At 45.4% G+C, this 15343-nt stretch carries 13 protein-coding genes; 6 read left to right on the forward strand and 7 right to left on the reverse strand.

The genetic code is table 11. The features are described 5' to 3' along the window. Nucleotides 1–90 precede the first annotated feature (90 nt). The 3 genes from KOI40_RS16000 to KOI40_RS16010 form a co-directional block, all read right to left on the reverse strand. Nucleotides 91–279 (reverse strand): PLDc N-terminal domain-containing protein, encoded by a 189-nt coding sequence (locus tag KOI40_RS16000; RefSeq protein WP_216098549.1) that lies wholly within the window; start codon nt 277–279, stop codon nt 91–93. Nucleotides 280–361: 82 nt separating this feature from the next. After that, nucleotides 362–1591 (reverse strand): nucleoside recognition domain-containing protein, encoded by a 1230-nt coding sequence (locus tag KOI40_RS16005; protein WP_216098550.1) that lies wholly within the window; start codon nt 1589–1591, stop codon nt 362–364. 296 nt (nt 1592–1887) lie between these two features. Continuing rightward, the gene (locus KOI40_RS16010) at nt 1888–2628 is read right to left on the reverse strand and encodes a sialate O-acetylesterase (protein WP_216098551.1); all 741 of its coding nucleotides are present in this window, start codon (nt 2626–2628) and stop codon (nt 1888–1890) included. Nucleotides 2629–2833: 205 nt separating this feature from the next. On the opposite strand from KOI40_RS16010, the gene KOI40_RS16015 reads away from it, so the two are divergent. The 5 genes from KOI40_RS16015 (at nt 2834) to KOI40_RS16035 (ending at nt 10261) form a co-directional block, all read left to right on the forward strand. Then, nucleotides 2834–3280, forward strand: coding sequence for a MarR family winged helix-turn-helix transcriptional regulator (locus tag KOI40_RS16015; protein ID WP_216098552.1), 447 nt, complete (start codon nt 2834–2836; stop codon nt 3278–3280). Nucleotides 3281–3398: 118 nt separating this feature from the next. After that, a complete protein-coding gene (locus tag KOI40_RS16020; RefSeq protein WP_216098553.1) occupies nt 3399–4163 on the forward strand; it encodes a glutathione S-transferase family protein in 765 nt (254 codons plus the stop codon). Between the two features lie 68 nt (nt 4164–4231). After that, a complete protein-coding gene (locus KOI40_RS16025) occupies nt 4232–7510 on the forward strand; it encodes an outer membrane lipoprotein-sorting protein (protein ID WP_216098554.1) in 3279 nt (1092 codons plus the stop codon). A gap of 53 nt (nt 7511–7563) precedes the next feature. Further along, complete coding sequence (locus KOI40_RS16030; protein WP_216098555.1) at nt 7564–8913, forward strand: DUF1302 family protein; 1350 nt, start codon at nt 7564–7566, stop codon at nt 8911–8913. Nucleotides 8914–8983: 70 nt separating this feature from the next. After that, nucleotides 8984–10261 carry an Nramp family divalent metal transporter gene (locus tag KOI40_RS16035; RefSeq protein WP_216098556.1) on the forward strand — a complete coding sequence of 426 codons (1278 nt, stop codon included), beginning with the start codon at nt 8984–8986 and terminating at the stop codon, nt 10259–10261. A gap of 210 nt (nt 10262–10471) precedes the next feature. Here KOI40_RS16035 and KOI40_RS16040 read toward each other — a convergent pair whose 3' ends face one another. Continuing rightward, complete coding sequence (locus tag KOI40_RS16040) at nt 10472–11032, reverse strand: ATPase (protein ID WP_233710332.1); 561 nt, start codon at nt 11030–11032, stop codon at nt 10472–10474. Further along, complete coding sequence (locus KOI40_RS16045) at nt 11029–11460, reverse strand: TA system antitoxin ParD family protein (protein ID WP_216098557.1); 432 nt, start codon at nt 11458–11460, stop codon at nt 11029–11031. Before KOI40_RS16045 ends, KOI40_RS16040 begins: the two co-directional genes overlap by 4 nt. 350 nt (nt 11461–11810) lie before the next feature. Here KOI40_RS16045 and KOI40_RS16050 point away from each other — a divergent pair, with 350 nt between their 5' ends. Then, the gene (locus KOI40_RS16050; RefSeq protein ID WP_216098558.1) at nt 11811–12689 is read left to right on the forward strand and encodes a hypothetical protein; all 879 of its coding nucleotides are present in this window, start codon (nt 11811–11813) and stop codon (nt 12687–12689) included. Nucleotides 12690–13030: 341 nt separating this feature from the next. On the opposite strand, the gene KOI40_RS16055 is transcribed toward KOI40_RS16050, so the two are convergent. Both KOI40_RS16055 and KOI40_RS16060 read right to left on the reverse strand, forming a co-directional pair. After that, entirely contained in the window at nt 13031–14116 is a 1086-nt protein-coding gene (locus tag KOI40_RS16055) for a hypothetical protein (protein WP_216098559.1), read from the reverse strand. Further along, nucleotides 14106–15152, reverse strand: a complete 1047-nt coding sequence (locus KOI40_RS16060) for a hypothetical protein (protein ID WP_216098560.1) — start codon at nt 15150–15152, stop codon at nt 14106–14108. Before KOI40_RS16060 ends, KOI40_RS16055 begins: the two co-directional genes overlap by 11 nt. Nucleotides 15153–15343 lie beyond the last annotated feature (191 nt).

The raw sequence follows: 15343 nt of genomic DNA on the forward strand, positions 1-15343 counted from the left end.
GACTTAAACTTCGGAAAAGAAAAATCCGCTGACTGCGGATTTTTCTGTGGAGAGTGTTCATTTGAACGCTTGTTTTAGCTGAATTAAAAGCTAAGCCCCTCGCCCTCTTGGCCCGGCAAAGAACCAGATCAGCAAGCCAAGTACCGGCAATAAGAGCACCACCAATATCCAGATCAGTTTTTCAACCATACTGGCTGACGATTGCGCAATATTGATGATAGCCCAAACATCCGCAATCAGAATCAGCAGGCCCAATATACCTGAAATTTGAAAGTCCATATAAATATCCCCTTATTAAATTCCAACAGGTGTTTAAAGCCTAGTATTATTTTTTAACTTTGCTAGAAAAACAGGCAATTCATCATCCAAAAAACCAATAACCCACCAATATGGCCGTCACAATACCGACAAAGTCAGCGAACAAACCGCAGGTTGCCGCGTGCCGGATTCGTTTAATGCCAACGGCACCAAAATACACGGCTAAAACATAAAAAGTCGTTTCTGTACTTCCCTGAACAGTTGCCGCTATAAGTGCCGGAAACGAATCAACTCCGTAATTGTTCATGGTTTCCAGCATCATGGCTCTGGCTCCGGAACCACTAAGCGGTTTCATAAACGCAGTGGGAAGAGCATCCACAAAGCGAGTATCCATGCCCAGCCAGTCAAAGCTCCAGCGCAATGCTGACAGACAATAATCCAGCATGCCACTGGCCCGAAAGACACCTATGGCCACGAGCATGGCCAGCAAGAACGGCAATATCGTGATTGCCAGCTGAAAACCCTCTTTTGCACCCTCGATAAAGCTTTCGTAGACATTGATTTTTCGACGTATGCCCATTGCCATGAATAGAATGACAACCGAGAACAGCAGGCTGTTTGCCATCAAGGATGAGACTTTTGATAATTCATCTGGATTGAGACTTGCAAGGTAAGCCACCAAAGACAATAACACGGCTACCATAACACCTAGATATCCAAGCACGACCCGGTTAAAAATATTCAGCTTTTGTACAAAGGCAACGGCCAACAATCCTGCGATACTGGATGCGCTGGTTGCTAGCAGAATAGGCAGAAAGACCACTGCAGGATCAGGAGCGCCCTGCTGAGCACGGTACATCAGTATAGCTATTGGAAATAGCGTAAGCGATGACGTGTTAAGCACTAAAAATAAAATTTGCGCATTAGACGCTGTCTCACGCTCAGGATTAATCGTCTGTAGACTTTGCATCGCCTTGATACCAATAGGCGTTGCAGCATTGTCCAGCCCCATAATGTTGGCTGCAAAGTTCATCGAAATGTGACCCAGAGCGGGGTGATTTCTGGGCACCTCCGGCATCAAATGTGCGAAGAGTGGCGACAGTAATCGTGACAGTTTTTCTACCAGACCGGCATGTTCCCCAATTTTGAGAATACCCATCCAAAGGGTCAGGATGCCTACCAGACCCAATGCAATGTCGAAAGACAGTTTCGCCATATCAAACAGAGAGGCGACGAGGAGATTGAAAATGTCAGTATTGCCCTGAAAGAGCAATTGGCTGATGGCACTGAGAAAAGCAGAAAAAAAGAAAAACAGCCAAATCCAGTTGAGCATAGCGGGTACCGTCGGAGGTTTACCCTATTCTAGAGGAGATTACCTAAGGCTGCACCAGGACATAAGATACAACTCCTCAGATGTAAACCCAGTCTATACCGACAGGTAATGCACTTAAGTCACAGTTGTCAGTAAGCTTTAATTGCATCTCATAGTCAGTGAAAGACTGGTTGACCCGTTCTACACAAATATCCTTTTGACTTCAGCTCGGCGGTACTCTGTTCTTGAGGTCTGAAATGTTAAAAGCGGACTTAAATTTCTAGTGATACAGTTCAACTTGACGAGTTTGTTGGTACTTAGTTAGTTTCTGATTTGTTCTCATGTATAAGTTCTATCGCTGCTCTAGCAAAGGCTTCACCCAACTTGATATACCCTTCAGGGGAATAATGAAGTCCGTTTTTTGTTTTCTTCCCATCGGAGCTGATCATATCATTGTAAGAATCAGTATCAATCCAGGTTCCTAATGGGCTTGACTCTGCCACCTCCTCCTGAGCTCGACGTACTGTGGTCCAGTCAGGGTATATTTTATTTTCCATATCAAAATCGCTGAGACGTCCAATGACAAATGTGATGTCATTACGATTCAAATCATGAGCGAGTTGCTCAATAAGCCCTTTTAAACTCTCCGCATAAACTGCACCGTGCCTTTTTCGAGCATCCCGTTCACCTTGCATCCATATAAACGAAACTGTCTTAATTTTCTTACCCTTGATGGATTTATAGACTTTTTCCATTAATCGATCATATAAATCACCGGTGTCTTCAGGAGATACTCCCCTCTCAAGTGTCCAGGCTTTATACCAACGCCTGATAGGCTGCCCAACTCGGGCGCTTTTAACGATAATAACCTTATCAGCGCCAAATTCAGACTCTACGATTGGCAGGAAAGAAGCTTTTGCGTCCAGTTTCGACATATTGGACTGGCCGGAAAGGATAAACAGGTGCATGCCCGACCCTTCAGCCTGGAGGCCCAGTGACATTGACAGGATCAATATTGCGATCTTAATCGATAGTTTTTGTATTGGGATCTTTTTCATACATCAAAGCCTAGTTCAGATTATCTGAGGCGGATATTAAACCTGTCTCTAAATGGATTAATTTGAAGTTGGTGTATATTCAGACGTCAGATTTTGGTAACAAGTCACAAATCAGCCTGAATGAATAGACTGCAACTCATCATCCACTAACTGAAAATAAACAATTTTCTTGCATTTAAATGTATATGCATGTTTAATTGTTTTTATGAAAAAAGTTACCTCTGATGCTCATATTGAACCGTGTTTGGCGCTCAAGTTACGTCAGGCCAACAGGGTCTTGACCCAAATTTATGACCAGGACATGAATGGCCAGGGCATTAAAATCACCCAGTTTGCGATGTTACGTGCGATTTACTATATGGGTGAAGCGACCAACAGAAGCTTGCAAGAGGTACTGGTTCTCGACCAGACAACCCTGTCTCGCAACCTCAAACCCTTAATCAGAGATGGATATATCCAATCCCAACCAGGCAGGGACAAGAGAGAAAAGGTCCTGCAATTAACCGATGAAGGTAAAGCTCTATTTAAAAGTGCTTCAAAGGATTGGCGTCACACCCAGCAACAGCTGAAAGCCACTTTGGGTGACGAACTGGTCGATAAACTGTTGTCCGTAGGTGACGCGATTGTCGAGTTAAAAGACAACGTACAATAGCGTATCTTTACAAATAGTCTTTATATGAAACCCGATTAAACTACGAATTATTATGACGTTGTGATTAACCACTAAAAATACATGTATATACATATTGAGTTGATTGATGGAGGTTTACATGTCAGACACATTAAAAAATCACGTCGAGAAAAACAGCAGTGACAGTCAAAAAAGAGGATTCCCTCCGATTACAGACTTTATGACGCTGTTTATTCATCCCCTGACCCATAATCCGATAAAGTTACAGCTGGTGATGAGCTATATGTCGCATGAGTCAGAACGCATTCGGCAGTATTTACGAAATATTCAGGTCAAGACCGTTGAACTTGAACAACTGGAGCACAAATCTGATCATTTTCAGAGACTTAATCCTAACGGTAAAGTCCCTGTTCTCATTCATAATGATCTCACCCTGTGGGAGTCCAATGCCATTGGACAATATCTGGCCAACTACTTCAGCTCTGAGCTTTGGCCTTACGGTGCTGATCAACAAGCCAGTCTCTTGCGCTGGTTACTCTGGGAAACCGGTTGTTGGGATTCTGTAGTAGGAAACATGCTGCTCAATGAGTTCTATTTTCCATTTTGGGGTTTTCCCGGAGATGACAGAAGAAAAGACAGAAACCGTCGAAAATTTAAGGAACTGGCCACGGTTTTAAACCGACAGCTACAACGGAATCGTTGTATTAACGGTGACGATTTCAGTCTCGCAGACCTCAGTATTGGGGCCAGTGTCATGCATCTGGATTCCATTGATCTGGATGTCACCCCCTACCCCGCTTTTCAGGCATGGCGCAGCCTGCTTTCACAACAACCCTGGTGGCAAGACGTTCAAAAGAATATTCAAAATTTCCAACGCAATGGCGCAATGGAGTTATCCATTTGATTGCTATGAATATCTCATTCGCATAATACATGCATATACATATTAAGGGTAAATCCAAGGAGTTTATCATGACATCTGCAAACGCAAGGGCTGAGGCCTATTTTCAGTTTGTTCGACGTTTCCCCAAAACACTGGTTTTAATAAGTGTTTTGGTAATGATCGCAACAGCTACATTTCTTCCTCAATTGGTAAAGGACACGCGTGGTGATGCATTTATGGATCCCAGTAATCCTGCATTGCTTTATCGCGAGAAAGTTAAGCAACAGTTTGGTTTATCCGACCCTTTTGTGATTGCTGTTGTTACGCCGGAGTCGTCTGATGATCCTGCTATCTCGACTTTTGGTATTTATAGCCCCGAGACATTGTCTTTGGTCGAGTGGTTGTCCGATGAAACGGGCAAGGTCAACAATATTGATCCAGAACGAGTCATGAGCCTCGCCACCGAAAACAATATTGAAGGTAGCGCCAGCGGAATGGATGTGACCCCTTTCTTTGATCCCCGTCCTGAAACAGAAGCGGCAAGTACGAGTTTGCGCCAGGCCATTGAAGATTTTCCTTTATATCAGGGAAAGCTGGTGTCTCGTGATAGTCGTGCGACTTTGATTGTGGCAGAAATGCTTGATGAAAATCTGGCTGAGTCGACATATCTGGCGTTGCAGGAATTGATTGAACGCGCACCGCAGGTTGATGGAGTAGAGTTACATTTGGCCGGCGAGGGAGCGGTTGCGGGTTATCTCGGTAGCTATATCGATAGTGATGCCAGCCGTTTGAATCCTGTTGCAGGGATCATTATCACTTTGATCATAGGTTTTGCCTTTTTCCGCCTGGCTCCTGCGCTTCTGGCCAATGTCATTATTGCCGCATCTGTACTGATGACCTTAGGCATCATGGCTGCGAGCAAGGTTCCCTTTTACGTCATTACCAACGCCCTACCTGTGATCCTGATTGGTATCTCGGTCGCAGATGCGATTCATATTTTCAGTCGCTACTATGAGTTGCAATTGGAAAAAACCGAAGAAGATCGTCGTCAACTGGTGGTTGAGGCGATGGTCGATATGTGGCGTCCGATCACATTAACTACTCTGACGACTATGGCGGGTTTTATGGGATTGTACTTTGCATCTCACATGCCTCCGTTTAAATTTATGGGTGTATTTACGGCTCTGGGTGTTTCCATTGCTTGGTTGTTCTCGATGGTTTTCTTACCCGCCGCTCTGGTTTGGACAAGACCCAAAGTCAGTGAGAGATTTGCGCGCAATCAGAAGAGTAACCGAGATGTTTTTTCACGGATAATGCAAGCCCTGGGCGGCATCAGTATACGTCATCCAGGTTTTACATTGGGAATAGGTGCAGCGGTGATCATTGCAGGTGGGTTCGCGGCCAGTCAGTTAAAGGTTGATGAAGACCGCATTGAGACCTTTCATCACAGCGAAGCCATTTATCAGGCCGACCGCACAATCAATAAACATCTGGATGGCACCAATAATCTGGATATCGTTATTGAAACTCAAAGCGAAGAAGGTCTTTTCGACCCACATGTTTTGCGAAAAATAGAGGATCTTCAGGAATTCGCATTAACCCTCCCCCACGTTAACAATGCCACATCCATCGTCGATTACCTGAAACAAATGAATCGGGTACTGAACGACGGCAAGATTGATGCGTATACCCTGCCCGAAAGAAGAGAAGCTGTTGCCCAATATTTTCTGCTGTACTCGACATCCAGCGATCCAACTGACTTTGAAGAAGAGGTAGATTACGACTACCGATTAGCCAATGTTCGTTTGTTATTGGATAGTGCCGCCTTCCGTAATACAAAGCCGGTGGTGACGCAATTACAGGATTATATCGACAAGAACTTTAACGAAGAGGGTTTGACTGCAACACTCAGTGGACGTGTGACCGTGAATTACCACTGGATCAAGGGCATCGGCGACACACATTTTTACAGTCTTATGGTTGCTTTGGTCCTCGTGTGGCTGGTTGCAGCACTGCTTTTCCGTTCAGCACTTGCCGGACTATATGCCCTGCTGCCTGTCGTAACGGCTATTCTTTTGATCTATTCGTTTATGGCGGCCACAGGCATTGCTCTGGGGATTGGTACATCCATGTTTGCCAGTGTTGCAATTGGTTTGGGTGTGGACTTTGCCATTCATACGCTGGATCGTATAAAAGAACGACTGCACACGAAATCGCTCAAAAAACCCAACATCACTCATCATGAAATGGATGAATTACTTCTGTCGATATTTCCAACTACGGGACGTGCTCTGTTGTTTAACTTTTTGGCGATTGCCTTTGGCTTTGGTGTGTTAATCTCCAGCAAGGTCGTGCCATTGAACAACTTTGGAACCATTGTTGCGCTGGCAGTAACTACCAGTTTCATTGCCAGTGTTACTCTGTTGCCGGTATTGATAAAAGTGTTTAAACCAACATTTATAATGTCTGGCGTGAAAATAGAAGAAAGCATTCCGACATTGCAAAGTGGATCTTCCCGACTGTTAAACAATGGCCGTCTATTAGCCTTCCTGCTGGCTGGCCTGGCTGTTGTTTTAACCTTGTCACTCTGGGGAGAAAAAGCTGTCGCTGGTGAAATCCAATCCAGTGAAGAGTTACCAACCAGTGAATGGCTGGTAGAAAAAGTGAACAGCCGTGATGATGGTGAATTTGTAACCCGTACATTGACCATGACACTGACCGACCGACACGGAAAACAGCGGGTTAGGGAGACCAGAGGATTCCGCAAATACTATGGAGAAGATAAGTATTCAGTGCTGTTCTATGTAAGCCCCACAAATGTCAAAGACACCGCGTTTTTGACTTACGACTACCCACAGACTGAAGAACGTGACGACGATCAGTGGTTGTATCTTCCTGCCTTGCGAAAAGTTCGCAGAATTTCGGCTTCAGACCGGGGAGACAATTTTCTTGGCACAGATTTCAGTTATGAAGACATCAAGAAAGAGGGGCGTCTCGAGCCAGCAGATTTTGCTTACACAATAATTTCAAAAGAAACCTCTGATGATCGCACTGTCTTCCATGTAGAGGGTGTACCCCACAACGATGAAATCGCAGAAGAGTTAGGTTACGGTCGCACCGAACTCTGGATCGACAGTACTACCTGGATGGTAACAAAGGCGCGCTTTTGGGATGTTCAGGGCAATGACTTGAAGTCTCTTAGAGTCGAAGATATTCGGCCTGTAGATGGCATTCTGACTCGGCACAAGATGATTATGGAAAACCAGAAGACGGGACACCGCAGCGTTTTCACTTTCAGTGATGTTGATTACAAAACCCCGGTTGATGATCAACGCTTTCGTCAAAGAAGTCTGGCTAGAGGTTTGTAACGATGTATTCCTTAACCTGTAGAAATGAGTTGATAACAGGGTCTTTATTATCTGTGGCACTGTTAACGTCATCTTCGGTTTTTTCGAATGGTGTAGAAGATGATCGCTGGATTCAGACCCTGACCGATAACTTCACGGGTCAGTGGCAACAGGAATGGGCCGGTGATGCACAACTGTCTCAGAAAATGGAGAGTCAACTTCAGCTTGAATGGGAGAAGGATTTCAGAGAGGGTGTTCTGGAAAACACGGCTTTGACAGTGATCGGCCGACTGCGTATGGACGCAGAAGGCCGTTTATCATCGGATGACCGATCTGAGACATTCAGTGACGCCACGAAACCGTGGATCAGCACGAGTCATACAGAGTTCGAATTGCGTGAATTCTATCTTGATGCCGAATGGTTTGACCTTTACTGGCGGCTGGGAAAGCAGCAAGTTGTCTGGGGACAAGCTGATGGTTTGAAGGTATTGGATGTTGTCACACCACAGAGTTATCGTGAATTCATTCTTGATGACTTTGATGATTCGCGGATTCCACTGTGGATGGTGAATGTAGAATGGTTAACGTCATCCAACAGCAGTCTCCAGTTTTTGTGGATACCTGATACCACCTATCACGACCTGGCTCGTTCAGAGACTTTGTATGAAGTGACCAGCCCATTGCGAGTTCCCTCTTCTGAGAATATTCAACAGCCAGTTGCTCGTATTGATCGCAATAATCCTAATAAGCCTGATCATTGGTTGAAGGACAGTGATGCAGGGTTGCGATACAGTCAGTTTTGGAAAGGCTGGGATATCACGTTAAATTATTTTTACCATTACCGGGACTTCTACACTCCCTATCAGGACATCACTAGTTTGTCTGGTAACATTTACGATAACCGATTAACCATTTCACCCGAATACAAGCGCAGCCATTTGTTGGGAGGGACAGCGAGTAACGCTTTTGGTGATTTCACCCTGCGTACCGAAATTGGCTGGTATAGCCACAGCTATCAGATTGCTCGATATACCGCTGACAATCGGGGAATTGAAGATTCGGAGGAATTAACGTCGGTTATCGGATTGGACTGGCAAGGTCTTAGCGATACCTTGGTGAGTGTGCAGTGGTTCCAGAGTCTGTTATTGAATTACGATTCCACTATGATGAATGATCGCAGCGAACAAACGGTCACACTCTTATTGGAACACAAAATGCGAAACGACACCTGGACTCTCAAGTTACAGGGACTCTACTCACTGAATCATAAGGATCAGCTATGGCGCCCCAAAGTCACTTATCTATGGCAAAGCAATGTGGAGCTGTGGGTCGGGGCTGATCTGTTTTCAGGAACATCCGACGGCTTGTATGGACAATTTGATGCAAACGACAGGCTGGTTCTGGGCGTAGAGTGGGGATTTTAGCCCCGTAGTGAAAAATTCCGTCAGCTTTCTGGTAGGATGAAGTCATCATTTACCTTCTAAGAATAAGACGATGACTTCTGATCAGACAACGGAATTGCCGAGTCAGCCGGGCTCCACTGAATCCTCCTCACAACACTGGCGATTTATAGGTCCCGGGCTAGTGGCCGCGGCTACAGGTGTCGGAGCTGGTGACCTGGTTGCGACACTGGTGGCGGGCAGCCTGTACGGTTATCAACTTATATGGGCTGCTGTGTTGGGCTGCCTGCTAAAAATTATATTAGTAGAAGGTGTAGGACGCTGGACCCTGGCGAGTGGTCAGACGATATTCCACGGTTGGCGCTCACTGGGACGTTGGGCTACGGTGTATTTTGGTATCTACATTGTACTCTGGGGCTTTGTGTATGGTGCCACAGCCATGAGCTCTACCGCGCTGCCACTTGCCGCCCTGTTTCCTCAGATTGATCTCAAAGTCTTTGCGATAGTTTCCGGTTTGCTGGGTTTAACCCTTGTCTGGTTGGGATCTTACGCTTTTTTCGAACGCATCATTGCAGTATTGGTCGGCATCATGTTTGTGGCCGTGGTTGGTTCTGCCGTGATGACCCTGCCGAACATTTCAGGTATTGCCAGTGGATTGATACCCAGATTGCCGGAAGGTTCTGTGTTTTATGTGTTGGGTCTTGCGGGAGGGGTGGGTGGCAGTATTACTCTTGCAGCTTACGGTTACTGGATTCGGGAAAAAGGCTGGCGACAACCCGGATGGATGCGGGTGATGCGCCTTGATAACACCTTTGCCTATCTTATGACCGGTATCTTTGTGATTTCCATGTTGATTGTCGGCGCTGAGTTACTGCACTCTGCGAATATTGCACTATCCAGCGGATCCCGTGGTTTATTGGATTTATCAACCGTCCTGGAAGAACGCTATGGTTACTGGTGGTCTGTCATTTTTCTGGTCGGTTTCTGGGCATCATCTTTTTCTTCACTACTAGGAGTCTGGCATGGTGTGAGTTTGATGTTTGCCGACTTTGTTGCCCATTTACTGGCTTCTGACAATGATTCAGGAGAGCTTGTGTCTGATCATGTTCATGCTCGTTGGTACATGTTGTGGCTGACTTTTCCCTCGATGGCACTACTGTTTATCGACAGGCCTTTTATGCTGATCGTAGGCTACGGGGTATTAGGTGCTTTGTTCATGCCATTTCTGGCAATGACTTTATTGTTGCTGCTGAACAGCCGCCAGATGCCTGCTGATTGGCGTAACGGTTGGATCAGTAATGGTTTACTGGCCATCACCTGCCTGATCTTTGCCGCATTGGGTACTCAGCAATTGTTTAAAGTCTTATGGTGATCCCATGGCCTGTTAGCCTTGGGATTGTCGTTTTCTAAAGACTGCGGCCAAGCACGCTTTGAACCGTACAGCCGGCGAAGTGCTCGAAACCACCGATTGGTCCAGATATACAATCGACCCGAGTACGAAGGTCTCAGGGCACACGTTTGAACTTGATGACCTGTTCTAGATTTCGGTCTTTGAAATAGTGAAGGTTGCACTCTGGAGAGATCAAAGATCTACAGCCCAATCGGGTAAAGGCGTCTGATGTAATGTCTTGATTCCGCGTTTAATTGTAAGGACCGGCAGAAATGGCCGATCGAGTCTTGAATTATCCAAGACCCTCACCTGATCGCAGAGTGGTATCGTCACCTTCACATTTTCGAGCATTCTGGGAATTCGGGACAAAACCTTATCATCCGGGACATGGTGGCCACCTGCTTCAACCCTTTGCGCCACCCTGGCTTGATTCAAGCCCGGATTCTGCACATGAATAAGCACTAAAATAATTTCATAACCCAAGGCTTTGGCGTGTGCGACAAAATCAATTTTTGACGGATGAGAAAACACGGTTTCAAAACAAAAGCTGTTGCCTTCATTCAGTTGTTCATAGCGCAATTGCTCAGCCAGCCGGGCCGCTTGATAGCTGTTGGCTTCCGGATTGTCGGGATACAATTCTTTGGCGATCAGGTCGGCATTAATAAATGGCATACCCAACGGTTTGAGTGCCTGCTGGTAAAACGTGCTTTTCCCTGCGCCATTACCGCCCACGAGCATCCATAATTGCTTCATGAATCAGCAGAAACTTTTCCAGACTGCTCTACAGGCTCAAAGCATCCATTCTGAAATTGGCCAACCAATATCGTTCCATCAGGATGAACTTGCTCCAGCAGCCCTGGATGGGTAGATGAGGCCTGGTATTGGATGGCGTTAGATGCGATAGCTGCCTGTAATGAGCCGGATTCACGAGCGCCATCAAGTGCTGCGAATACCGCATCAGGGTCAACACTGATTGGTACAACCCTTTCCAGCGATATTTTGACCAATCCCGCGTTAATTTCCAATAAAGTCTCTGGATCAATAACTTTTGAGACTTTTCGGCCAATATCAGCCCAATATTCCACCTGTTCCGACGCGCTACGGTGGAGAGCTTTACCGGCAACCTTGGCGGCGTCCATTAGCGAACTTTCAAGCCTGATGGGGGAAGCTGCTTTTGCCATATTAATGTCTCGCTCGTTTGGTGATGTATATACAAACCGATTGTAGCATATTGCTACAATCCTTTCGCAAACATAATTAACCCATTTATTGGGGATTCATTTAACTTGTTTATTCTGAAAATGGTTAGTTACTTTACCTTCAGCTACGATGAGAGCCGACAGTGTCCACTGCACCTGACGGGCCAATGAGGACAACTACAATTAAACTCCCCGCATTAACTCAAGAAAACATCCATTAATTAACGGGTCTAGATATTTTAAATAATAAACCAACTGATGAACCTCTTAACTTTGAAAAAGTAGCCAACATATGTCAGTCTGTGCCTAGACCCGTTAACTTGGTTTTTTGAATGATTACCCAATACGTTATTGAATGTGAAAAACACCTCGAACACTTATTTCCTCTTGTAGACCGATTACGTCAACAAGTAGAAAAGTCCAAAGGCTATGTTTTCTACCAACAGGGAGATGAGGCCCCTCTTTCGGGTAACCTCGCACGTGAAGCCATAAGTGGTCATCTGGGAGAAATGCGCTATCGCGGAATAGAAGACATTGGCCTGCAGCCTAAAGAACGTTTTATGACTCTGGCCATCAATCCGGATTCTCTTCCATTAATAGAATCCGTCAACGAAGCCAAGAAAGCCCTGCAACTATGGCATGAAGCTCTTGCCCGAACCCAGGCAAACAGCTATGCCGCTGCTCAACTAAACCGTGCAGTCTTAAAGAAAGCTCAAGAACCACTTCTGAATCTTCAAATGGCAGAGCGGGGAATCATCTGGCTGGATGGCTCCCCTACCCGTCTGAGTTGGCACTACAACACAACATCCAACAGCCGCAGAAAGACTCTCGGGGATGCTCTGCAAGCCTTAGAAAAACTCGCGGATAAACTCCCCCAACATCGAATGGGCGAAATAGAATCTACACGCAACACCCTGGCTTCATTGCCCCTGGATACACCCGTAGCGCACAGGCCCAGTAAACCCATCACCCATCTAAAATGCCAATACCGATTTCTGGATGAAGATGGAGCATCCAAACGAGGAGTGTGTTACGCCAAGAATCCGATTTTCTATCCTGATACCGGCTCTGACAAGCCGCCGATAATTTCTTTGCCCGCCGAAATAGAGGGCAAAGAATTAAGAAAAGGCGTAGGCAGACCATCGCTGATTAGTGACAAACAGGTCAGTCGCCTTTTGCCGAATTGGTTTTGGTATAAGGAGAATGAGTAAGTCAGGGCTATTTCAATAAACACAAAATGTCAGTGTAGCAAAGACAAAAACCAGTACGTAAAACCAGCGGCGCTAGAAATGGATCCTACATAACAGATTTGCATCTCATGGGCTTTGTTTTCCCACACCACACATTCCCATAGCCGCAATTTCGTTTTAATAATAATAGCAAGTTCTGCTGACTCGGTTGTCTCTTGAAGCGCAGACAACATGCGAAGTTATCTTCAAGCTTTGCATTTTTAAATACGCTACGGTTTTCCAGACAACGTATACAGCACTCGATATTATCGGGTTAAAGGGAACAGATTATACCCATGCATCAAGTAGAGTTCGAATGGCTCTCACAACAACCACTTTTTCTGATCACTGTTCCATTGAACACGCTGCCAATTTTGACTGTATACCTCTCCCAAACTGCTGTTCTCAGACGCAACCAGATTCGTATACTGACTTACCATCCTGGCGTAGTGGTTTTTTGAATACTCATAACTGTGAGTTTTAATGTAATCGATATCCGTACCCTGCAACCAAATTAACCATCGCAATGCTGGTCGATAACCGGTCGAGATCAAATGCTCCATCAGTGTGACATTGTCATAACCCAACGTGACACCATGCTCCCATGCGGCAATCACAACTTCACGGGGAATCTTCTGAAGATCCAGGCCTTCTAAAGCCCTCCCACCATTCAGTCCGTTAGTGACCCATCGCTCCAAAGCTTGCCAATTATTGTGTTTTGCCAGACCAGCTCCCACCGTCCGGGCAGTTTTCGAATCCCCTGCGGATGACAGATTTGCATGTATAGCCAGTAGCTCGGGTAGGTTATCCACGTCATTATCCCGTTCGGCTATGGCGGAAAAATAACGTGGATTTAAAACCAGAGGATCCACCTTGTGATTCCAACCGGATGCACTAAGGCCCAATAGATTTATAATGGCTTGATCGTGAAATGACCCACAATATGTACACCGACTGGCGGCAACCAGCTGAGGGTTAGCATCCCAGGCTCTGGCATACGCAGCGATCAATCCATCCTTAATTTGATTGTAAGCACCGCGTTGATCTTTCCAGCCTTCAGCAACACTCTGGACCAACATTAAGTATCGAACGATATCTCTATCATTGTGCAAAGGGATATTGATCTGCTGGATGGCCTGGGCAAAACTGGGGGCAGATGCCACCAAACGATTAACATCCTTATCGCCTAAATACATTAAGGTATCATTGTCTTGGCAGTGTAAACCGGGGATTCGTATATTGCCCCGGCAAATGGTTTCATGGCTTGACTGGTACCAGGTTTGAGCAAGTTTTAAATTGTCAGGATGACTGATCCAATCCTGAGAAATCAGAAACCCACAAACAAAGATCAATATTACCAGTAAAATATTTACTTTCTTGGGCTTGTCTTTGATGACATTAGTTTCCATGACCAACCTCCAAAATCTTTTCATCCTTGCGGCTCATAATGAAAGGATAATCCTCTGATATGATCAGAGATCTTGAAATATAAGCATTTTCAAGCGATTCACCTAACAAGCCCTCTGAATGCATCGCCAAATAACACGCACTGCAATAAAAATTCGTAGGTTGCTTACTGTTGGTTTTCAGGTCATCCAAGAGAGGAGGAAGATAGCTTTTATCACCCAATGACAGTGCCGTTTCCATATACGACGACATCGATCGAGATGGATAAGCCGTTTTCTTAATCAAGCTCACCAGTTCTTCACGGCTGAACCAGTCCAAACGAGTTAAAGAGGCAACTGACCGTGGGTCATAGGTCAGGCTTCCATTCAACAATGCATCTTTAATTTCATCCCTTTCCTGATTGGTCAGGCCTGGGTAAGCATAAGCCACAAGGTTTAGATTAACTTTGGAATTTTGGCTGGTCAGCTTGATCAAAGCTTTTCCAACCTCTCTGCGGGCAACCTTATCACCGGTTGAAGAAGCCAAACTGATAACCGCTGAGGTTTGATTCATCAACCACGCCTCCGGATTCTCTACCTCAGCGTACCAGTTATTTAAATAACCATGTTTAAAGAGATGGGTAGTCAGGGATGAATCCAATGTGCCATCGGACATTTTTTGATAATAGATTTGTGGTTGATAATGCGCAGCATAAGCATGAATACTGACGATTGGGCTTAGATAATCCCAAGCACCGCGCTTACCTTTCAGATCGATTGAGCCCAAAGACGCTAAAAATAATTCCCAAGTTTGAGCATCGTCTTGAGGCGTCGGAATATCCAGCCTGGCAATTCTGTTTAGATCCGGTAATTTCTTTGAAATTTCCTCATTAATTGCCTCTGCCTTCAAAGCAGGCTCGATGTTACTTTGCGGATCTTGAACTACAAGAGTTTGATGACTTGAGTCTGCCCCTGATATCTCGGTCCAGTACTGACTGATGCCCAAAATAGAGCCTACTATACAGCTGGCTGCTAGATACTGAAAAGATTTAGAAAACACCACCGCTCCTTAGTTGGTTTTAATAACACAATAAAATACCGCTCTTCCATATGATTTCCGAGATTAATCTATAGCCTCTCTTTATCGCCAAATGGGCCCATAGGTCATACTAAAGAAGATAGCCATCCGATTTGCAACAAGAATACCATGGGTTGCTACAATGACGTTTCCATAACCACATCAGGATACCG

Source organism: Pseudomaricurvus albidus (genome assembly GCF_018863235.1).
Taxonomy (GTDB): Bacteria; Pseudomonadota; Gammaproteobacteria; order Pseudomonadales; family Cellvibrionaceae; genus Pseudomaricurvus; species Pseudomaricurvus albidus.